Here is a 20,504-nt window from a genome sequence, read left to right as displayed (position 1 = left end):
CCCTAGCCCTCCAGCTTGTACCCCAGGCCCCGCACGGTGACCAGGTGGACCGGATTGGCCGGGTCGGCCTCGATCTTGGACCGCAGCCGCTTGACGTGGACATCGAGCGTCTTAGTGTCGCCGACGTAGTCCGCGCCCCAGACCCGGTCGATCAACTGTCCTCGGGTCAGCACCCGCCCGCTGTTGCGCATTAGATACTCGAGCAGATCAAATTCCTTGAGCGGCAAAGTGATTGCGTCACCGTTTACCGAAACGACATGGCGTTCGACATCCATCCGCACCGGCCCGGACTCCAGCACGCCATCACTGACCTCGGAATCGTCGTCGCCGCCCCGCCGCAGCACCGCCCTGATGCGGGCGATCAACTCACGCGCCGAATAGGGTTTTGTCACGTAGTCGTCGGCACCCAACTCCAGTCCGACCACTTTGTCGATCTCGCTATCGCGGGCGGTCACCATGATCACCGGCACGCTGGACCGCGCGCGCAGCTGCTTGCACACATCGGTGCCCGACATTCCCGGAAGCATCAGGTCCAACAGCACGATGTCGGCTCCGGCCCGGTCGAATTCGGCCAGCGCAGACGGCCCATCGGTCACCACCGTGGCCTCAAAGCCCTCCTTACGCAGCAGAAACGCCAGCGGGTCGGCCAATGACTCCTCGTCCTCCACGATCAGCACACTGGTCATCAGCGCCGCTCCTTCTCATCGCTGCGCTCTGCAGCGTCGTCGGCGCGGGTCATCAGCGCCGCTCCTTCTCATCGCTGCGCTCTGCAGCGTCGTCGGCGCGGGTCATCAGCGCCGCTCCTTCTCATCGCTGCGCTCTGCAGCGTCGTCGGCGCGGGTCATCAGCGCCACTCCTTCTCATCGCTGCGCTCTGCAGCGTCGTCGGCGCGGGTCATCAGCGCCACTCCTTCTCATCGCTGCGCTCTGCGCGGGTCATCGACTTAGCTCTTCCTCTCGTTGTGACCTATTGGGCCGCACATCGCGTCCCCGCGGTTGCTCCGGCTGCTCGCCGTCGCCCGTCTGCGATGGACCCGCCGGAATGGCGGGGATGGACAAGGTGAACGTGGATCCGGTTCCCGGCTTGCTCCACACACCAATGCTGCCATTGTGGTTGGCCGCAACATGTTTGACGATGGCCAGCCCCAGTCCACTGCCACCGGTGGCCCGCGAGCGGGCCTTGTCACCCCGGAAGAACCTTTCGAAGACTCGCTCCTGGTCTTCGAGCGCGATCCCGATACCCCGGTCGGTGACCGCAATCTCAACATTTTCACCACGACGGCGGCGGCTGATCGATACCGGCGAGCCCGGTGAGGAGTAGGCGATCGCATTGGAAACCAGGTTCGCCAGCGCGGTGACCAGCAGGGTTTGGTCCCCCGATACGCGCAACCCACTGGGCGCATCGGTGCGCACCTCGATGTCGGCATTGTCGGCGGCCACCTTGTGGCGTGAAATCGCCTCGGAAACAATGGTATCGACGTCAACGTCGGTCACATTGTGTAGCCGTTCGGCGCCCTGCAGCCGGGACAGCTCGATCAGCTCCGCAACCATGTCTCCCAGTCGATTCGCCTCAATCAGCACCTTCTCGGCGAAGCGTCGAACTGTTTCGGAGTCGTCCGACGACGCCAGCAGGGCTTCGGCAAGAAGTGCCATGGCGCCCACCGGCGTCTTGAGTTCGTGACTGACATTGGCCACGAAGTCACGCCTGGTCGCCTCCATCCGCGCATAGTCAGACTGGTCATGAACGAAGACGACGGCGAACCGTCGGTCCTCCTCGCTCAGCAACCGTGCCTGTCCATGCACCGACAGACCTGCCCTGCCACCGGCGCGCTTGCCCGGTGACAAATCGAACTCAACGTCGTCACCGCCCAACGCGCGCCGCGCGGCCTTCCAGGCTTGGTCGTCGAGCTGCCGGTCCCGCACCAGGCCCAGCTCCTTGGCCCGATCGTTGAGGTAGACAACGTCACGATGGCTGTCTACCACGGCGGCGCCCATCGGCATCAACGCCACGATTCGCTGCAGCATCTGCGCCACGGTGATCCCGGTCCACTCGGCGGCCGCTCGTTCGCGGCGTCGCACGACCCGCTGTGACAGCCGAGTTCCGACCGCAACACCTATGGCCAGCGCCAGCGCGGACAAGACCCCGGCCAGCAACAGTGCCGAGAACACAGTCACATACAAAATCCTACAAATCGGGTGAACGCACCCCTAGCGGGGCGAGGCCAAAATAGAACAAGTCACACCATCCGCTACAGGTGTTCCGCTGTCGTTCACACGCTGTTCAGCAAACGGCCCTACCGGAGCCGGAAATCAGCCCTTCGCCGCACCTTGACTTGCCACCGCGGCGGCACCGGCGGCCGCCGCTTCCGGGTCCAAATAGGTACCACCGGGCACCGCCGGCCGCAGCCGCTCGTCCAGGTCGTAGCGCAACGGAATTCCGGTCGGGATGTTGAGTCCGACGATGTCGTCATCCGACATCTGGTCGAGATGCTTGACCAACGCGCGCAACGAATTGCCGTGCGCAACGACCAGGACCGTCTTACCGTCCCGTAGGTCGCCGACAATGACGTCGGTGAAGTAGGGCAGAAACCGCGCCACCACGTCGGCCAGGCACTCCGTCAGCGGCCCACCGCCGATGTTGGCGTACCGGGGATCCGCGTCCTGACTGAATTCGCTGCCCTTCTCGATCGGCGGCGGCGGCGTGTCGTAGCTGCGTCGCCACGCCATGAACTGCTCTTCCCCGTAGCGAGCCTTGGTCTCGGCCTTGTCCAAGCCCTGCAGGGCGCCGTAATGGCGTTCGTTCAGCCGCCAACTGCGCCGCACCGGAATCCAGAGCCGGTCGGCGCTGTCCAGGGCCAGATGTGCGGTGGTGATGGCGCGCCGCAGCAGCGACGTGTACAGCACGTCCGGCAGCAGCTGCTGTTCGGCCAGCAGCTCACCGCTGCGGACCGCTTCGGCGCGGCCCTTCTCGGTCAGGTCAACGTCCACCCAGCCGGTGAACAGGTTACGAGCGTTCCAGTCGCTCTCGCCGTGGCGAAGCAGCACCAATGTGCCGGTATCTCCCATGCCGGCAAGTCTCTCACGCGCCGCCGTTGTCCTCTTGGCCATCCTCGTCGATCAAGTGGGCGAACGCCTCCAGGTTTTTCAGCGACTCGCCTCGAGATACCCGCCACTCCCACTCTTTTTGGATCGAGGACCGAAAACCCAACTCCAGCAACGTATTGAAGTCCGAATCGACCGCCTCGAGCACCTGCCCAAGCACCCGGTCGATCTCGGCGGAGTCCACCGACGCCAAGGACATCCGGCCCACCAAGTAGATGTCACCGACGTTGTCCAGCGTGTACGCCATCCCGTAGAGCCGTCGGTTGCGTTTGAGGAGGAACCGATAGACGCCCTCGTGGTTTTCGTCCGGCTTGCGACACACGAATGCTTCCAGGCGGACCGAATGTTCACCGATGCTCAGAATCGTGTTGGTCTTGAGCTTGCGTTCGCCGGGCAACTCCACGATCAGACCCGGTAGCCCGCCGTGCGCGCCCGGGTATTCGGTGTATGTCAGCCCGCTGGCCTCGAGCACCTCAACGATCACGTCGTGCACGGTCCGCGGTGTAGCCATTACGCGCCCACTCCGCGGCGGGCCGTCCAGCGCCGCGGTTTGCGGACCGCCACCGGGTCGCGCACCCGGCGACGATGCCCGGACGTGAAGTCGCCAATCGCGCGTCGATAGCTCGCCAGCAGCGCATCGGTGGTGTTTTCCCAGGAGAATCCGGCCGCATGCCTGGCGGCCGCACCGCGCATCACCTGGCCCTGGGGGCCGGCAGTGAGTCGCAGCAACTGGTCGATTGCGTCCGCCCACTGACCGACCTCGTGCCCCGACACCAAAGCCCCGGTGACCCCGTCGCGCACCGCTACCGGCAACCCGCCCACCGCGGCGGCCACCACCGGTGTGCCGCAGGCTTGCGCCTCGACCGCCACCAGGCCGAAGGATTCGGAATAGCTCGGCACCGCAACCAAATCGGCCGCGTGGAACACCGTAGCCAACTCGGCACGGGATTGAGGCGGCAAGAAACTCACCCGCTCGGTGATGCCGAGTTCAGCGGCCAGCTCGACCAGGCCGTCCGGCGAGGCCAACCCGCTGCCTGAGGGGCCTCCGGCAATCACGACTCGCACCCCTGGCAACTGGGCGGCGGCCCGCAGCACAATATCGGGTGCTTTGAGCGGCTGAATTCGTCCGACGAAGGCCACTACCGGCTCATCGAGCGGCAGCCCCAGCGCGGCCCGCGCCGCCGTTCGGTCCCCGGGGCGGAACACGTCCAGGTCGACACCGGGATGGACGACATCGATCCGTGCCGGATCGGCCCGGTGAAGCGATATCAGCTGCCGGGCTTCGTCGTCGGTGTTGACGATGAGCCGGTCCGCCTCGTCGACAACCTGCTGTTCGCCGACCGTGCGCAGCGGCGGCTCCGGTGTGTCACCTGCGGCCAGCGCAGCGTTTTTCACCGCAGCAAGCGTGTGTGCGGTATGCACCAACGGCACCGCCCAGCGGTCTCGGGCCAGCCAGCCGACCTGACCGGACAACCAGTAGTGCGAATGCACGATGTCGTAGTAGCCCGGCTCGTGGGCAGCTTCGGCGCGCAGCACTCCGGCCGCAAAAGCGCACAACTGCGTGGGCAGGTCGTACTTGTTCAGACCTTCGAAAGGTCCCGCGACCACGTTGCGCACCAGCACCCCGGGCGCCACCCGCACCACCGGAGGATCGGCGGAGGACGTCGCCCGGGTGAAAACCTCGACCTCAATACCCCGCCGGGCCAGGTGCAACGCGCTCTGCAGCACATAGACGTTCATCCCGCCGGCATCGCCGGTGCCCGGTTGGGCCAACGGAGAGGTATGCACCGCCACCAGCGCAACCCGGCGCGGGTTCTGCGGACCAGTATTGTCGCCGGTGAGCGGGGAACCATCAGTCTGCCGCACACTGTCATCTTTACAGGACGGACTTTGAGAACTGGCCAACGCACGCGAACTGCGCACGTTAGGGCCCACTAAGCGAGCGCCTCGGCTTCGGCGTCGGGCAGCCGGGCGTCCAACGCCCCACTACGTCGCAACGCGCCCAGCGGGTCGGCATACAACCCACCCAGCGACACAATGCCGGCCCCCGCTTCCTGCACCCGGTTGCCGAACGCCGTGACTCGGATTTCACGCGGGGCCAGCACCGATCGCGCCGCAAAGGCCTCCCTGACCTGCTCCATCGCTTCGGGGTATTCGGTGAAGGCCTGACCTCCCACCACCAGCTCGTCGGGATTGAGGAGGTCACGCAGCAGCGCGACGGTCTCACCGAGCACGCGGGCCCGCTCCGTCAGCAGTTGCACAGCGCGAGGGTTGCCCGCCCGCGCCACCCTGAGCAAGTCAGTGATGGCGGTGATCGACCCATTCGTCCGGGTAGCAGACGCAGCGGGCAGGATCCGCAGTCGGCGAGCGGCGACCAGCACGGCCTCGTCGCTGACCGTGGACTCCAGCTGGCCGCTGCCGCCGAGCAGCTCGGAGTGCGCGGGCAGGCCGGCGATGGTGCCCGGGCCGCTGGTCGGGCAGTGCACTCGTCCGCCGATCACCAGCGCATAACCCACCGTTTCCCGGGCGTAGACATACAAGCTGGTAGAGGAACTCGCCGTGAAGCGCCGCATACCGAGTAACAGTTCGGCCCCGGCCATGGCATCCACGTGCGATGCCACCGAGACGGGCAGGCCCAACGTGTCGGCCAGTACCGGGCCCACCGGGGCTTGCCGCCAGCCCAGCCGCGGGTGGTCGACGTGCCCGGTTGCGTCGTCAACGGTGCCACCGATGGCCACCCCGACCCACAACGCGCGACGCCGGTGCCAGCGCTTCAGATATCTGCCGGCGCTCTGGGCCAGCGATTTCAGTGCGGTCCCTGCTGGGCTGAGCGGCGTCGGCGTCTCAACTGTGTCCAGCGTGTTGCCGAACAGGTCGGTGGCCACGATGCTGGTGGTGCGCGCGCCGATGTGGATGCCCAGCGTCACGAACCGCTCATGGTTTACCTCCACCGGCACCCGCGGTCGCCCGATGGCCCCCGCGATCGCCAAGTCGGCGCGCTCCCGCAGCAGACCGGCGTCCAGCAGCGCGATCACCTGGCGGTTCACCGTCGCAATGCTCAGCGACGTAACATTGGCGATGACGTCACGACCGACCGGTCCGCGCAATCGAACGGCCCGGAAGACGGATGCCGCCGCGGAGTCCGCCAGATGCAGTGACGGCGGCACGACCTGACGGTACGCCCGCATCTTGCCGTTACGGGTGGGCAAATGGGTGGTGAGGGTAGTCGAGTGCACTGGCGTCCTTTGAGCGAAACTTATTGGCGAATTCCGAATTCAACTGGCCGGGTCCTGGGCCACGCTCACTGACCTGGGTCAGACGTGGCGAAGTTCGCGGCAACAACAAGCACACGCGCAAAGACTTGCGGGCGTCGCGTTGAACAAGGCGCTGCGGTACACACCGAGAATTTAGCACGTTTATTAGAGTGATCCCGATGACGAGTGCTGACGCTACAAAGCCAGTGGCGGTGGTGACGGGCGCCAGTTCCGGAATCGGCGAGGCTACCGCCAGAACGCTTGCTGCCCAAGGGTTTCACGTGATCGTGGTGGCACGCCGCGCGGACCGGATTGCCGCCCTGGCCGACCAGATCGGCGGCACCCCGATTGTGGCCGATGTCACTGACGACGCTGCCGTGGCGACCCTGGCGGACGGATTGAGCCGCGTGGATGTCTTGGTCAACAACGCCGGTGGCGCCAAGGGGCTGGAACCGGTAGCCGACGCAGATCTCGAACATTGGCGCTGGATGTGGGAGACGAACGTGCTCGGCACGCTGCGCGTGACCCGTGCGCTACTACCCAAGCTGATCGACTCCGGCGATGGGCTGATCGTGACGGTCACCTCGATTGCGGCGCTGGAGGTCTACGACGGCGGCGCCGGCTACACGGCCGCCAAGCATGGCCAGGGCGCGCTGCACCGCACCCTTCGGGGTGAACTGCTGGGAAAGCCGGTCCGGCTCACCGAGATCGCTCCGGGCGCGGTCGAGACCGAGTTTTCGCTGGTCCGCTTCGACGGCGATGAGCAACGCGCGGACGCGGTCTACTCGGGCATGACTCCCCTGGTCGCCGAAGACGTGGCCGAGGTGATCGGGTTCGTGGCATCGCGACCGTCGCACGTCAACCTCGACCAGATCATCATCCGGCCGCGCGATCAGGCGTCAGCGACCCGTAGGGCTAACCACCCGGCCCACTCGACGCGGTAGTGCTCGGGGTGGTCGGCGTACCCGACAGGCTGGGCGCGGTGGAGGGGGTGGCCGGCGCGGTAACCGGGATCTGCGTTCCCGGTGGACGCGCCGTCGGCGGCGGGAGCGCCGACATTGACACCCAGGTGTCCCAGTCCACGGCCCAGTCCCAGATATCGCCGTCGGAGTAGGACAGCTGGATCGTGCTGCCGGTCACCTCGACCGGGTCACCGTAGATCGCCGAGTGGTAGTACTCCTCGGCATTGCCCGTCGACAGGTTGATGCACCCGTTGGTGACGTTGGTGTTGCCCTGCGCCCCGGCGCTCATCGGGTTGGCGTGGATGAACTCACCATTGTTGGAGATCCGCACCGCCCAGCGCTCATGAACGTTGCTGTAGCCGGCGGCCGGGTTGGACATGTAGAAGTCCGCGTACTTTTCGGTGACGACGTGGATGCCGTTGCGTGTGACGTTGCGGGCCAGATCGGCCTCACCGTAGCTGCACGGGAAGTCCATGATGACTCCCTCGTCGGTGACGACCTGGATGCGGTGCGACGGGACCGAGGCCTTGACGATCTGGCGTCGACCGATCTGGATGTTCAACGACATGTCCTGCAACCCGTACGCGCCGTCGCCGAACGGCAGGCCATAGAACTTGGCGTCGACGGCCACGGTGGTTCCCGCGGGGTAGTACTCGCGCGGACGCCAGTGCACCCGAGCGCCCTGCGCCTCATCGGGCAACCACGCCCAACTGCCTTCGACCGGCGGGTTGGTGGTCACGGTGAGCGCGCGCTCGACGGTGGCCTTGTCGCTGATCGGCGAGTCGAACTGAATGATGATCGGCGCCGCGATACCGACGGTCTGACCGTCGGCCAACTGGAATCCGCCGTCGATCTTCTTGGCCGGCGTCACGGTGGTGAACTTGCCGCCCACGGGCACAGCCTTGCCGTCGTGGCCGACGGCCATCCCGGTCCACGTGTAGGTGGTGTCGTACCCCAGCGGCTCAGTGACGGTGTAGACCGTGCGGTCCTGGTTGTATGCGCCCGCAACGACCTTGCCGGACGCATTGGTCAGGGCAACGCGCTGGAACCAGCCATTGCCGACCTCGACGCTGACCGGCGCGATCGGCACCACATCGGCGGCGGAATCCGCGGGTCGGAAGGTCAGCCGTGGCGCCTCGGGCGCCTTCTCCTCGGCCTTCTTGATGACATCGCCAGCACAGGCCGCCAACACATTTGGCGCCAGCACCCCGGCCCCGAGGGCCATCAAAGCCATGCGCCTGTTGATCGGCCCCTGACTTTTGGGTGCGCTGGATGTGTTCACGGAAATCAAAGATACCGGGCGAAATTGCGCGCAAACGGCAGCAGAGAAGCCCGGCACGGGTCGCAGCACGGGGCACCGGGGAGCTTTCGGCCAAAAGTAGCAGCTACAACGCGCAACCAACGAGGACTGGTTCTGGTTTCAATGTGATACCAAACACATCACAAACCCCGTCGCGAACGGTTCTGGCCAAGACCATCACGTCGGCGGCGGTGGCATCGCCGCGGTTGGTCACAGCCAGCGCGTGCTTGGTGGACAGTCGGCAGGCGGCGGCTGCTCCGGTCAGGGCGGGATCCGGATATCCCTTGCCGAACCCGGCCCGCTCCACCAGCCAGCCGGCGGCCAGCTTGACCCCGTTCGGGGCCGGCCAGTGCGGCACCGGCTCGTCCGTCTCGGCCGCTAGCCGCTGGTAGACCTCGGGCGGGACCACCGGGTTGGTGAAAAAGGAGCCCACGCTCCAGGTGTCATGATCGGCAGCGTCGAGAACCATTCCTTTCCCCGCCCGCAGGGTCAACACCGCCTCACGGACGGCCCGGGGTTCGGCGCGTTGGCCGCTGGCGACCCCCAGGACGGAAGTCAGCTCGCCATAGCGCAGCGGTGCACTGCGGCCCGACGCATCCAATGCGAACTCCACTTCCAAAACCACAGCGGACAACCCGAGCCCCGCAGCTTGCTTGAACACGCTGGTGCGGTAGCCGAAACGCAGTTCGTCGGCGGGGACCCAGCGCACCTCGCCGTTGCGTCGATCCAACAGCCGGACCCGGGTAATGACGTCGGACACTTCGACGCCGTACGCCCCCACGTTCTGCACCGGCGTGGCTCCCGCCGACCCCGGGATGCCGGAGAGGCATTCCAGACCACCGAGACCATGCTCGATCGCCGCGACCACCACCTCGTCCCACACCGCACCCGCCTCGGCCCGCACCAGGTTGCCGTCGATAGTGATCGCGTCGAGGGCCAGCCGCACCGCGGTGAGATTGGTCAGGCCGTCACCGATCACCAGGTTGGAGCCGCCAGCAAACACCAGCAGCGGGTCACCCTGCGCGCGTCGCGCCTGCTCGTCGAGCTGTGTCAGCACACCGACCACCTGATCGGTGCTGTCGCAGGTAATCAACCGTCTTGCCACCGGCCCCACCCGCAACGTGGTCAACGGCGCCAGCGGCACCGACTCGGCGACGCGCGCACCGGCATAGGGCGCACCGGCATCGCTCCGTTTCATGGCCCGTAACGGTAGCCTGACCAGCTATGCCGCGTTCATTCGACATGTCGGCCGACTACGAGGGCAGCGTCAAAGAAGTTCTTCAGGCGTTCGGTGAGGAGGCCTACTGGCGGGCCAGGCTCGCAGAAACCCCGGTCGACGTCGCAACCTTGGAGTCGATGCGAGTGGGGGGTGCCACCGGGGAGGACGGCACCGTCGAGGTGGTCACCCTGCAGACGGTGCATAGCCACAATCTGCCGGGTCTGGTCACCCAGTTGCATCGCGGAGATCTCTGCGTGCGCCGCGAAGAGACCTGGGGCCCGGTCAACGACGGCACCGCAACCGCGTCCATCGCCGGATCCATCGTCGATGCTCCGGTAAATCTGTGGGGCACCGCCGTGCTGTCCCCAGCCGCCAATTCGGGCGGCTCCCGGCTCACCGTGCGCCTCACCATCCAGGTGCGGATCCCTCTCATCGGCGGCAAGTTGGAGCGGATGATCGGTGCCGAATTGGCTCAGCTAGTGACGATGGAACAGCGCTTCACCACCGAGTGGATCGCAAGCCAGCCCTGACGCTTCATGTTTGGCGGGAGCGGTCGCAGCGGCGCCGACGGCTCGGCCCCTAAGCTGGCGTCTATGCGAATCGCGCTGGCGCAAATCCTCAGCGGCACCGACCCGACAGCAAATCTGCGGCTAGTGCGCGAGTACGCAGGGCGGGCCGCCGCCTCGGGCGCCAAGCTGGTGGTGTTCCCGGAGGCGACCATGTGCCGGTTCGGCGCCCCACTGGCACCGATCGCGGAGCCCTTGGACGGGCCCTGGGCCAACGGCGTGCGTGGCATCGCCGCCGAAGCCGGTATCACCGTGGTGGCAGGCATGTTCACGCCGGCCGACGACGGCCGGGTAACGAATACGCTGATCGCCGCCGCACCCGCCGCGTCCAATCAGTCTCACGCCCACTATCACAAGATCCACCTCTACGACGCGTTCGGCTTCGCCGAGTCACGTACCGTCGCACCGGGCAACGAACCGGTATTGATCACCGTCGACGGGGTCCGGGTGGGGCTGACGATTTGCTATGACATTCGTTTCCCAGCGCTCTACACCGAACTGGCTCGGCGCGGCGCCCAGCTCATCGCGGTCTGCGCGTCGTGGGGCTCGGGGCCCGGCAAACTCGACCAGTGGACGTTGCTGGCCAGGGCCAGAGCATTGGACTCGATGTCCTATGTCGCGGCGGCGGGTCAGGCTGATCCGGCCCGCTCGTCGTCGCCGGCATGCGCGGACGTCGCCGCCGGCTCGGGCGCCCCGACCGGAGTCGGGGGCAGCCTGGTGGTATCTCCGCTGGGCGAGGTGATCGCTTCGGCCGGGTCTGAGCCGCAACTGGTCCTCGCCGATATTGAGACCGACAGCGTTGCCAGGGCACGCGAGAACATCGCCGTGCTGCGCAACCAGTCAAGCTTTGCTCGACTTGATGAGGCAGAATCGCGTAGGTGACGAACCCGCAAGGGCCACCCAACGAAGGCCCGTCAACATGGTCGCGTCCCAGCAATCAAGGTCCTACCCCGGCAAGCGGATGGGACCCGCACGGTCGGCCACCGGTGCCGGCTGACCCATCGAGCGGACAATTGCGTCCCGGCCAACCCGACGCTGGCCAACCCGACGCCGGCCACGGGCACGAACTCCCAACCATGGCTAGCCAAGCACCGCAGCAGACGGAGCCGTTGACGGCGGCCAATGCCAGTGCGCAGCGAGCCGGCTCCACAGCTCCGCACACATCGCGCACCGACAAGACGACGCCGGTGGCGACCCCGGCAGACGAGCCGTTGGTAGCGCCGACCAAACGGCGCTCGCGGCGCGACCCGTTGTCCCTTTTCCTGATCTTGATCATCGTGCTGTCACTCGTCGTCGCCGGGCTGATCACGGGCGAGCTTTACGCTCGGCACGTCGCCAACAGCAAGGTCGCCGCAGCGGTTGCATGTGAGGTGAAGGACCAGGCCACCGCGTCATTCGGTGTCGCACCCCTACTGCTCTGGCAGCTGGCCACCCGCCACTTCACCAATATCAGCGTCGAGACCGCCGGCAACCAGGTGCGCGACGCCAAAGGCATGAAGATCCAGATCACGATCCAGGATGTCCGGCTCAAGAGCACCCCGAACTCCAAGGGAACGGTCGGCGCACTCGATGCCACCATCAGCTGGACATCGGAAGGCATCAAGGAATCGGTGCAAAACGCGATTCCGATACTCGGCGAGTTCGTCACCAACAGCGTGGTAACCCACCCCACCGACGGCACCATCGAATTGAAGGGCATGCTCAACGACATCATCGCCAAGCCGGTGGTGTCCGGCAACGGCCTGCAGCTGCAAATCCAGAGTTTCAACACCCTGGGCTTCTCGCTGCCGAAGGAGGCGGTGCAGTCGACGCTGAACGACTTCACCGCGGACCTGACCAGGAACTATCCGTTGGGCATTCACGCCGACAGCGTGCAGGTCACGTCGACCGGCGTGATAAGCCACTTTTCCACCCGCGACGCGACCATCCCATCCGGCAGCCAGAATCCCTGTTTCGCCAATATCTGATCGGCGGACACCCGCGGGTCAGTCCTGGCTGAGCCCGTCCAGCACCGAACGGGTCGCGGACAGGCCAAGCCGGGTGGCGCCGGCACGCAGCATCGCGACCGCTTGGACTGCGGTGCGGATGCCGCCACTGGCCTTGACCCCCAGCCGCGCGCCGACGGTGTCGGCCATCAATTCGACGGCACGTAACGTTGCGCCGCCCGCCGGATGGAACCCGGTCGACGTCTTGACGAAGTCGGCACCGGCGCGCTCGGCGATGCGGCACACCCGGATCAGCATGTGCTCGCCCGCCTGGTCCAGTAGCACCGCCGATTCCACGATCACCTTCAGCGCCACCCCGGTCGCGGCGACACGAACCGCCTCGATGTCGGACCGCACCGCATCGAGGTCGCCGGCCAGCACGGCGCCCACATCGACCACCATGTCGACCTCAACCGCCCCGGAGTCAATCGCCTGGGCCGCCTCGTACGCCTTGACCCCGGATAGATGCTTGCCCGACGGAAAACCCACCACCGTGGCCACCCGCACATCGCCGGCCGCGACGGCGGCCGGCACCATCGACGGCGAAACGCACACCGCATAGACGCCGAGTTCGGTGGCCTCAGCGACCAGTGCGGCCACCTCGGCGCGGGTGGCCTCGGGCTTCAGCAGAGTGTGGTCGACCAAGGCCGCCAGTTGTTGGCGGGTTGGTGGGCTCGCCGTCAACGCCGGCCCCCGCCGGGCGCCGGCAGCGCCGACTCGTCTGGAAATTCCGCCTCTTCGGGGCCACCAGGATTGCAGCCGGATGCCAGCATCTCGGAGCCATCGACAACCGGCCGCCACGGCTCAAGATTCCAGCTGGCCTTGCCGGGCTCGGCGATCTCGGCGAACAGCCAGTGGCAGAGAAACTGCGCACGCATGCCCGGGGTATCGGCCTCCGGCGACAGCGCCAGCACCTCGGTCCACGCCTCCTCGGCGTCGCCCACGGCGTCGAACTGGCGCGCAGCCGCGCGCCCGGACGCTGTCGGATAGACGCGCAGGCTAGTCAACCCCCCCGCCGGAATCCAGCTTGTGTGGGCGACGAACGGCGGCGAATACAACGGGCCACCGGGGTTCGCGACGTCAGCACCCGGATCGGCGCCGGCAGGAGCCACACCCAGCACCGCGACCACCGCTGCCGCCGGCGCGGCCAACAGAGCCTTCATCCGGCTAGCGCGACTTACCCTGAATTTCGAGAAGCTTCGGGCGCACGTCGACCAAATAAACGCCCGCAGCACATGCGGCTATCGCCATCCCCAGCACACCGAAGACAAAACCCAGGATGGAGGTCAACGCCACCGCCGCGCCGAGGATCAGCAACCAGACGGGCTTGGTCAGCTTGTCTGCGGCGGTATAGGCGTCCGGCCGCTGCATCGCTGCATGCACAAAGGCGTAGACCGCCGTGACCAAGACAGCGACCTGCAAGACTAAGAGGACGGTACCTACGAGGTGGCTCACCCTTAAAGACTATGCGGGCATCGGCCAAAACGTCGACTCCGCCGACTCGGCCCGCGCAAAAACGTCGACTCCGAGCCACCTTGCGGTGACCCGGAGTCGAGTTCAACGGTCCGAGCTCAGCTCGGGGCGTCAATGTACTTCTGATTACTTCTGGGTGACCTTCTTGGCCGGTGCCTTCTTGGCGGGCGCCTTCTTGGCGGGGGCCTTCTTGGCGGCCGGGGCCTTCTTAGCCGGAGCCTTCTTGGCGACCTCGACCTTCTTGGGCAGCTCGATGCCGACCAGCTTGGCCGCACGCTCACCCACCGCGCGGGTCTGCGAAGCGACCGTGCCCAGTGCCTCCTGGGTCAGCTCGACGGCCTGGTCGACGTAACCCTCGGCACGAGCCGAAGCGTCCTCGAAGGCCGGCTGGCTGCGCAACCGCTCCAGGGCGGCCTCGCCGCGCTGCACCAGCTCGTTGTACCGACCGGTTGCGGCCTCGAGGTAGCCCTCGGCGGCTTTGCGCAGCTCGTCGGTGGTGAAGCGCTCACGCAGCTCGGTGAACTGCTCGGGCAGGTCCTCCTGCAATTTGGTCAGGCGGGCACGGCGCTCCTCGACCCGGCTGCGGGTTTCGGTGCGAGTCTCCTCGGCGCGTTCACGCAGGTTGGAGATCAAGTCGTTGACGGTGGCCAGGGCCAAGTCGGCGGCGCCGAGCGCGGCCAACAACGGGGCCCTCAGGTCCTCAATGTTCGTGTTTTCAGCCATGGTGTTTCCTTTCATGGATTGTTTCGTTATCTGAGTTAGTGCGGTATGCGTAAAAGCTGGGCAAGCATGGCACGCGACTTGACGGGAACCTCCTCATTCGTCGGGTCGGTTGATTGTCGAGTTGGCCTGTCAGAACGCCTAACTGTTACCGGTCGCAGGTGTTGCCGCCGCGCACCAGACCGTCACGTACCCCGTTAACGATGTCGTTGCGTAGTGGGTAACCCAACAGCCGCCGGTCTAGACGTCATCGTCTTTGTCGGATGTGTTCGAACACTCCTCACTAGTGGCTTCGTTCTGCTGAGTAAACGACGCGTAGATGTCCAGCAGAATTTGCTTTTGACGCTCGGTGATGGCCGTGTCGGTGATGATGGCGTCACGCACCTGGCTGGGTTCACTTGGCTCAAGAATCCCGGCGCGCACATACAAGACCTCGGCGGAAACCCGCAGCGCCTTTGCGATCTGGGCCAACACATCGGCGGATGGCTTGCGCAGTCCGCGCTCCACCTGGCTCAGATACGGGTTGCTTACACCGGACCGTTCGGCGAGTTGCCGCATAGAGACCTGGGCTGTCTCGCGTTGGGTCCGAATGAAGCTTCCGATGTCGGAGGCCACATCGGAGGCCCGGGTGGACACCTTAGCGCCCAGCTTCTCCTCCGACGACATCGGTGTACTCCTAAGCGTCATTCTGGCCGTTTACGCCCACCAGCGTACGACCGGGTGCTTGCTATTGCAAGCGTCTTGTTAGCACCCTAGAACAGCAGCTGGGCGACCGCGTAGATGGCCAACCCGGCCAAGGACCCGACAACGGTGCCGTTGATCCGGATGAACTGCAGGTCACGGCCCACGTGTAGTTCGATCCGCCGGCTGGCCTCCTCAGCATCCCAGCGCTCGATCGTCTCGGTAATGATCGCTGTGATCTCCACCCCATACTGCGAAACAAGATGCTGGGCGGCCCGCACCATCCAGCCGTCCACTTTGTCGCGCAGCTCCGCATCGTCGCGCAGTGATTCCCCAATCCTGACCACCGTGTCGGCAATGCGGGTGCGCAAGGCGCTGGACGGATCGTCGACACCCTCGAGCACCAGGCGTTTGAGCGTCGCCCATGCCGTCGCGGCGGCGTTGGCGACCTCGTCACGCGCCATGAGCTGCTCCTTGATCGCATCGGCGCGCGCGATGGTGGCCTGATCGTGTTGCAGGTCGTCGGCGAATTCGAAGAGGAACCGGGTCGCCGAACGGCGCAATTCGTGATTGGGATTGCGCCGCACCTTGTCGGTGAAGTCCATCAACTCCCGGTGTATGCGGTCGCCGACCAAATGGTCGATGAAGCGGGGAGACCAGGTCGGCGAGTCGCGCTCGACCACGCGCTGAATGACCACTCCCGCGTTCAACGACCACTGAAACGCCCGATCGGCCAGCAGCTGGATCAACGCCTCCTGCCGGTTTTCCGCCAGTACGGTTTGTAGCAGTCGCCCCACTGGCGGACCCCACTGCGGCTCAGCAATGCGGCGCACGATCATCCGGTCGATCACCTGCTGGACGTCCTCATCGCGGAGCAGCTCCACCAGCACCCGCAGCACCGTCGCCGTCTCGGCCGCAACGCGCTCGGCGTGGGCGGGATCGGCCAGCCACTTACCCAGCCGGCTGGGCACTTGGGCGTCAAGCAGCTTGGTCTCCACCACCGGCCCGGACAGGAAGTTCTCCCGAACGAACGTGCCCAGCCCCTCGCCAAGCTGATCCTTCTTGCGCTTGATGATGGCGGTGTGCGGGATGGGAATGCCCAACGGATGCTTGAACAGTGCCGTCACGGCGAACCAGTCGGCCAGGGCCCCCACCATCCCGGCCTCCGCGGCCGCGCCGACGTAACCGACCCACGGGGGCGCGGTGCCGTAGGACTGCACCCAGCGGCAGACAAGAAACACGACGCTGGCGCCGAACAGAAAACTCAGCGCGACCAGTTTCATCCGGCGCAGCGCCACCCGCCGCTCTGCGTCTGCTTCCGGGTCGGCCCCGGCAAAGGATTCCGCCAAGGACGGCCGGTGCGCGACGGTCGAGGGCATGCCCACTTCATGCCGCGGCGGTGAGCCCGACGTGTCGACTCTGTGTGCCACCACACCATCATCCGCTATTACTGCGACCGGTTTGGCGACCAGTTAATGTGACTGCACCCTTTCGAGGACCCCGCGCGCGAGCGGCGCATGCGCCATGAGGGTCCTCACAAGCCGTAGTATCAGGGGCGTCTAGTGAATGGGAATCGGCGAAGGTGGCAGAGCATATCCCGGCTGTGACAGGAAAAACGGATGGTCGAAAGCGCCGCTGGCACCAGCACAAGGTGGAGCGGCGCAACGAGCTGGTTGACGGCACGATCGTTGCTATTCGCCGGCACGGCCGCTTCCTCAGCATGGACGAGATAGCAGCGGAGATCGGCGTCTCCAAGACGGTGCTGTACCGCTATTTCGTCGACAAGAACGACCTGACGACCGCGGTAATGATGCGCTTCACGCAAACCACCTTGATTCCCAACATGGCCGCGGCGCTGTCGGCCGATCTAGACGGTTTCGAGCTGACCCGCGAAATCATTCGGGGCTATGTAGAAACGGTGGCGGCCGAACCGGAGCCATACCGGTTCGTGATGGCCAACAGCTCGGCCAGCAAGAGCAAGGTCATTGCCGATTCGGAGCGGATCATCGCCCGCATGCTCGCGGTGATGATGCGCCGCCGCATGCACGAGGCCGGTATGGACACCGGCGGTGTGGAGCCATGGGCGTATCTGATTGTCGGCGGCGTACAACTGGCCACCCACTCCTGGATGTCAGACCCAGGGATGACCAGCGATGAATTGATCGACTATCTGACGATGCTGAGTTGGAGCGCGCTGTGCGGCATCGTCGAGGCGGGCGGGTCGTTGGAGAAATTCCGCGAGCAGCCGCATCCGTCGCCCATCGTGCCGCCCCGGGAACGGGATTAACGGTGGCCCAGCCCAGGCGCGGCGAGGCGAGGCCTTTCCAGCGGCTAGCATGCTAGTGGGCATCCCGGGGGGACCGGCCAGGGTGCGCTGAGCTTAACCCTGTGAAAGAGAAAGGCTCCACACTATGTCCGTGCAGCTCACGCCCCATTTTGGCAATGTACAGCACCACTACGACCTCTCTGACGACTTCTTCCGACTGTTTCTCGACCCCAGTCAGACCTACAGCTGTGCGTATTTCGAACGCGAGGACATGACCCTGGAAGAGGCGCAGCTCGCCAAGGTCGACCTGTCGTTGGGCAAGCTCGGGCTCGAGCCTGGGATGACACTGCTGGACATCGGCTGCGGCTGGGGAGCCACGATGCGGCGCGCGATCGAGAAGTATGACGTCAATGTCGTGGGTCTGACGCTGTCCGAGAACCAGGCGGCCCACGTTCAGCAAATGTTCGACAAGATGGACACCCCGCGAAGCACTCGGGTGCTTTTGGAAGGCTGGGAAAAGTTCGACGAACCCGTCGACCGCATCGTCTCAATCGGCGCCTTCGAGCACTTTGGCCGCCAGCGGTATCCACGATTCTTCAAGATGGCCTACCAGGTGTTGCCCGAGGACGGCGTGATGCTGCTGCACACCATTGCCCGCCCCACCTTCAAAGAGGCCCGGGCCAAGGGCCTGCCGCTGACCCACGAAATCGTGCACTTCACCCAATTCATCCTCGCCGAGATCTTCCCCGGCGGCTGGTTGCCCACGATCCCGACCGTGGAAGAGCACGCCGCGGCGGCCGGCTTCAAGGTGACCCGGATCCAGTCGTTGCAGCAACACTATGCACGGACTCTGCAGTTGTGGGCCGCCGCGCTGGAAGCAAACCGGGAAAAGGCGATCGCTCTCCAATCGGAGAAGGTCTACGACCGCTACATGAAGTACCTCACTGGGTGCGCGAAGCTCTTCCGTCAGGGCTACACCGACATCGATCAGTTCACTTTGGAGAAGTAGCCCAGACGAGAGAGCGACCGCGGGGTCTACTTGGTCAGGGTGAACTGCCCGATGTTGCTGATGCCCTTGCGGAAGAAGTTTTCACATCCGGTCAGGTAGTGCATGTACTTGTCGTAGATCTCTTCGGACTGGATAGCGATGGCCTGCTCACGGGCGGCCTCGAGATTGGCCGCCCAGATGTGCAGCGTCCGCTCGTAATGCTTCTGCAGCAATTGCACTTTTTCGACGCTGAACCCGGCGTTCTGTGCGAATTCGAAAATATCTTCCTGAGCTGGCAACTGTCCGCCCGGAAAAATCTCGCGACCAATGAAGCGCATGAATCGGACATCACTCATCGTCACTTCGATGCCCATCTCGTGCATCTGCCTCTGGGTATACGTAAGAATCGTGTGCAGGAGCATCCGGCCGTCGTCGGGAAGTATGTTGTAGGCGCGCTCGAAGAAGGCGGCATACCGCTCCATCTTGAACGCTTCGAAGGCGCCGATGGTCACGATTCGGTCGACCTTGTCCTCGAACTCTTCCCAACCCTGCAGTCGCACCTCGACGGTGCGCTCGGTCGGGATCTTGGCCATTTTGGCCTTGCTGTACTCAAATTGATTGCGACTCAACGTAATACCGATGACGTTCACGTCGTACTTCTCGACCGCCCGCTGCAGCGCGCCACCCCAGCCGCAGCCGATGTCGAGCAAAGTCATACCGGGTTCAAGGTTCAGCTTGCCCAGCGCCAGGTCGAACTTGGCATTTGACGCCTCTTCAAGCGTCATGTCATCGCGCTCGAAGTAGGCGCAGGTGTACGCCATCGTCGGGTCGAGAAATAACGCGAAGAACTCGTCCGAAACGTCGTAGATTGATTGCGACTCTTCGTAAAAAGGCCTCAGCTGAGTCATACCGGATAGCTACCTCTCATCTATTGATCGCGGAAATAGTACCCGATGTTCAGGTCCTATACGATCACGTCATTGCTGCTGTCAACGTGTGTTCTCTAAACACTACGCATGTGCGGTTGCCGAGACTTCAGTATGTATAGAAGCCCTGACCCGACTTCTTACCCAATAGCCCCGCCTCCACCATCCGCAACAACAACGGCGGTGGCCCATAGTGTGGTTCCTTGAATTCTTCGAACATCTTGTCCGCGATGAGCTTGAGGGTGTCCAGGCCAACAAGATCGGAGAGCCGCAGCGGCCCCATGGGATGGGACAAACCGGCAACAACGGCCTTGTCGACATCTTCGACCGTGGCAAACCCGGCCTCAACCATCCGGATCGCGGACAGTAGATAGGGCACCAGCAGCGCGTTGACCACGAAACCGGACCGGTCCGAACAGCGCACGACCTGCTTTCCCAAGACCGCGCTGGCAAACTCCTCGGTACGGGTGGCAGCGGCTTCGTCAGTGACCAGCGTGCTGACCAACTCGACCAGCGGCAGCACCGGCACCGGGTTGAAGAAGTGCAGACCCAGCACTCGCTGCGGATTCTTGGTAGCCGCGGCGATCTTCATGATCGGGATGCTCGAGGTATTCGACGCCAACACCGCCGCAGGATCCGCAATGACCCCGTCCAGCTCCGCGAACACCTTGGTCTTAACGGCCTCGTCCTCGACGATCGCCTCGATCACCAACTGCCGGTCGGCCATGTCCTTCAGGTCGGTGGTGAAGGTCAATTTACCGAGGGCACGGTCGCGCTCACGTTCGGTCACCTTGCCCGCACTGACCCCACGCTCGAGCGATTTCACGATGCGGTTGCGTCCCGCGGTGATCAGCGCCTCGGTCGTCTCGAACACCGTCACATCAACGCCCGCACGCACGGAGACCTCGGCGATGCCGGCTCCCATTTGTCCGGCGCCGACAACCCCTACCCGCTGGATTGCTGCGTCGCTCACTGTCTGTTCTCTCTCTCGCGGATCGTATTGAGATGCATTGCAATAGGCCCCGCCCAGGTTGGCTGGGCGGGGCCTACGCTGTCAACTTCT

22 protein-coding genes are annotated in these 20,504 nt (G+C 64.9%); 6 read left to right on the top strand and 16 right to left on the bottom strand.

From position 1 onward, the window contains the following. Nucleotides 1–2: 2 nt before the first annotated feature. The 6 genes from regX to MB901379_RS03360 all read right to left on the bottom strand — a co-directional run bounded on the left by regX (nt 3) and on the right by MB901379_RS03360 (nt 6,337). Nucleotides 3–686: a two-component sensory transduction protein RegX gene (gene regX / locus MB901379_RS03385; protein WP_158015369.1), complete on the bottom strand. Its 684-nt coding sequence runs from the start codon at nt 684–686 to the stop codon at nt 3–5. A 249-nt stretch (nt 687–935) separates the two neighbouring features. Beyond that, nucleotides 936–2,174 (bottom strand): sensor histidine kinase, encoded by a 1,239-nt coding sequence (locus tag MB901379_RS03380; protein WP_158015368.1) that lies wholly within the window; start codon nt 2,172–2,174, stop codon nt 936–938. 135 nt (nt 2,175–2,309) lie between these two features. After that, complete coding sequence (locus MB901379_RS03375) at nt 2,310–3,065, bottom strand: phosphoglyceromutase (protein ID WP_158015367.1); 756 nt, start codon at nt 3,063–3,065, stop codon at nt 2,310–2,312. A 13-nt stretch (nt 3,066–3,078) separates the two neighbouring features. Then, entirely contained in the window at nt 3,079–3,612 is a 534-nt protein-coding gene (locus tag MB901379_RS03370; RefSeq protein WP_158015366.1) for a type III secretion system chaperone family protein, read from the bottom strand. Continuing rightward, a complete protein-coding gene (gene mshA, locus MB901379_RS03365) occupies nt 3,612–4,967 on the bottom strand; it encodes a D-inositol-3-phosphate glycosyltransferase (protein WP_232021973.1) in 1,356 nt (451 codons plus the stop codon). The genes MB901379_RS03370 and mshA overlap by 1 nt, the downstream gene beginning before the upstream one ends. Before the next feature lie 68 nt (nt 4,968–5,035). Next, the gene (locus MB901379_RS03360) at nt 5,036–6,337 is read right to left on the bottom strand and encodes an ROK family transcriptional regulator (RefSeq protein WP_408632331.1); all 1,302 of its coding nucleotides are present in this window, start codon (nt 6,335–6,337) and stop codon (nt 5,036–5,038) included. A 197-nt stretch (nt 6,338–6,534) separates the two neighbouring features. On the opposite strand from MB901379_RS03360, the gene MB901379_RS03355 reads away from it, so the two are divergent. Further along, entirely contained in the window at nt 6,535–7,299 is a 765-nt protein-coding gene (locus MB901379_RS03355) for an SDR family NAD(P)-dependent oxidoreductase (RefSeq protein ID WP_158015365.1), read from the top strand. Here the strand turns inward: MB901379_RS03355 and MB901379_RS03350 are convergent. Both MB901379_RS03350 and MB901379_RS03345 read right to left on the bottom strand, forming a co-directional pair. Then, nucleotides 7,271–8,608: a L,D-transpeptidase gene (locus MB901379_RS03350; RefSeq protein ID WP_197717854.1), complete on the bottom strand. Its 1,338-nt coding sequence runs from the start codon at nt 8,606–8,608 to the stop codon at nt 7,271–7,273. The two genes, MB901379_RS03355 and MB901379_RS03350, sit on opposite strands and share 29 nt — an antisense overlap. A 94-nt stretch (nt 8,609–8,702) precedes the next feature. Then, nucleotides 8,703–9,815, bottom strand: a complete 1,113-nt coding sequence (locus MB901379_RS03345; RefSeq protein WP_158015363.1) for a UDP-N-acetylmuramate dehydrogenase — start codon at nt 9,813–9,815, stop codon at nt 8,703–8,705. 26 nt (nt 9,816–9,841) lie between these two features. On the opposite strand from MB901379_RS03345, the gene MB901379_RS03340 reads away from it, so the two are divergent. The 3 genes from MB901379_RS03340 (at nt 9,842) to MB901379_RS03330 (ending at nt 12,369) form a co-directional block, all read left to right on the top strand. Beyond that, a complete protein-coding gene (locus MB901379_RS03340; RefSeq protein WP_158015362.1) occupies nt 9,842–10,366 on the top strand; it encodes a DUF2505 domain-containing protein in 525 nt (174 codons plus the stop codon). A 63-nt stretch (nt 10,367–10,429) separates the two neighbouring features. Further along, a complete protein-coding gene (locus MB901379_RS03335; protein WP_158015361.1) occupies nt 10,430–11,284 on the top strand; it encodes a carbon-nitrogen hydrolase family protein in 855 nt (284 codons plus the stop codon). Then, the gene (locus tag MB901379_RS03330; protein WP_174236970.1) at nt 11,281–12,369 is read left to right on the top strand and encodes an LmeA family phospholipid-binding protein; all 1,089 of its coding nucleotides are present in this window, start codon (nt 11,281–11,283) and stop codon (nt 12,367–12,369) included. The genes MB901379_RS03335 and MB901379_RS03330 overlap by 4 nt, the downstream gene beginning before the upstream one ends. Before the next feature lie 18 nt (nt 12,370–12,387). Here the strand turns inward: MB901379_RS03330 and deoC are convergent, their stop codons facing one another. The 6 genes from deoC to MB901379_RS03300 form a co-directional block, all read right to left on the bottom strand. After that, nucleotides 12,388–13,071, bottom strand: coding sequence for a deoxyribose-phosphate aldolase (gene deoC, locus MB901379_RS03325; RefSeq protein ID WP_158015359.1), 684 nt, complete (start codon nt 13,069–13,071; stop codon nt 12,388–12,390). Beyond that, entirely contained in the window at nt 13,068–13,550 is a 483-nt protein-coding gene (locus MB901379_RS03320; RefSeq protein WP_158015358.1) for a DUF2599 domain-containing protein, read from the bottom strand. The genes deoC and MB901379_RS03320 overlap by 4 nt, the downstream gene beginning before the upstream one ends. Before the next feature lie 4 nt (nt 13,551–13,554). Then, nucleotides 13,555–13,842 carry a DUF2516 family protein gene (locus tag MB901379_RS03315; RefSeq protein WP_158015357.1) on the bottom strand — a complete coding sequence of 96 codons (288 nt, stop codon included), beginning with the start codon at nt 13,840–13,842 and terminating at the stop codon, nt 13,555–13,557. Nucleotides 13,843–13,986: 144 nt separating this feature from the next. Beyond that, nucleotides 13,987–14,583, bottom strand: a complete 597-nt coding sequence (hbhA, locus tag MB901379_RS03310) for a heparin-binding hemagglutinin HbhA (RefSeq protein ID WP_158015356.1) — start codon at nt 14,581–14,583, stop codon at nt 13,987–13,989. Between the two features lie 237 nt (nt 14,584–14,820). Continuing rightward, on the bottom strand, nt 14,821–15,246 hold the full coding sequence (locus MB901379_RS03305) for a helix-turn-helix domain-containing protein (protein ID WP_158015355.1): 426 nt from the start codon (nt 15,244–15,246) through the stop codon (nt 14,821–14,823). 86 nt (nt 15,247–15,332) lie between these two features. Further along, nucleotides 15,333–16,694, bottom strand: a complete 1,362-nt coding sequence (locus MB901379_RS03300) for a DUF445 domain-containing protein (protein WP_158015354.1) — start codon at nt 16,692–16,694, stop codon at nt 15,333–15,335. A 149-nt stretch (nt 16,695–16,843) separates the two neighbouring features. Here MB901379_RS03300 and MB901379_RS03295 point away from each other — a divergent pair, with 149 nt between their 5' ends. Together MB901379_RS03295 and pcaA are read left to right on the top strand one after the other, a co-directional pair. Further along, complete coding sequence (locus MB901379_RS03295; protein ID WP_158015353.1) at nt 16,844–17,548, top strand: TetR/AcrR family transcriptional regulator; 705 nt, start codon at nt 16,844–16,846, stop codon at nt 17,546–17,548. Nucleotides 17,549–17,672: 124 nt separating this feature from the next. Then, entirely contained in the window at nt 17,673–18,536 is an 864-nt protein-coding gene (gene pcaA / locus MB901379_RS03290) for a cyclopropane mycolic acid synthase PcaA (protein ID WP_158015352.1), read from the top strand. A 26-nt stretch (nt 18,537–18,562) separates the two neighbouring features. On the opposite strand, the gene MB901379_RS03285 is transcribed toward pcaA, so the two are convergent. Together MB901379_RS03285 and MB901379_RS03280 are read right to left on the bottom strand one after the other, a co-directional pair. Beyond that, entirely contained in the window at nt 18,563–19,423 is an 861-nt protein-coding gene (locus MB901379_RS03285) for a cyclopropane mycolic acid synthase family methyltransferase (protein ID WP_158015351.1), read from the bottom strand. A 127-nt stretch (nt 19,424–19,550) separates the two neighbouring features. Continuing rightward, nucleotides 19,551–20,414, bottom strand: coding sequence for a 3-hydroxybutyryl-CoA dehydrogenase (locus MB901379_RS03280; protein WP_158015350.1), 864 nt, complete (start codon nt 20,412–20,414; stop codon nt 19,551–19,553). Nucleotides 20,415–20,504: the final 90 nt, after the last annotated feature.

This window comes from Mycobacterium basiliense, from assembly GCF_900292015.1.
GTDB lineage: Bacteria > Actinomycetota > Actinomycetes > Mycobacteriales > Mycobacteriaceae > Mycobacterium > Mycobacterium basiliense.
The sequence above is the reverse complement of the archived record's forward strand: the minus strand, read 5'-3'. Positions and strand labels throughout refer to the sequence as shown.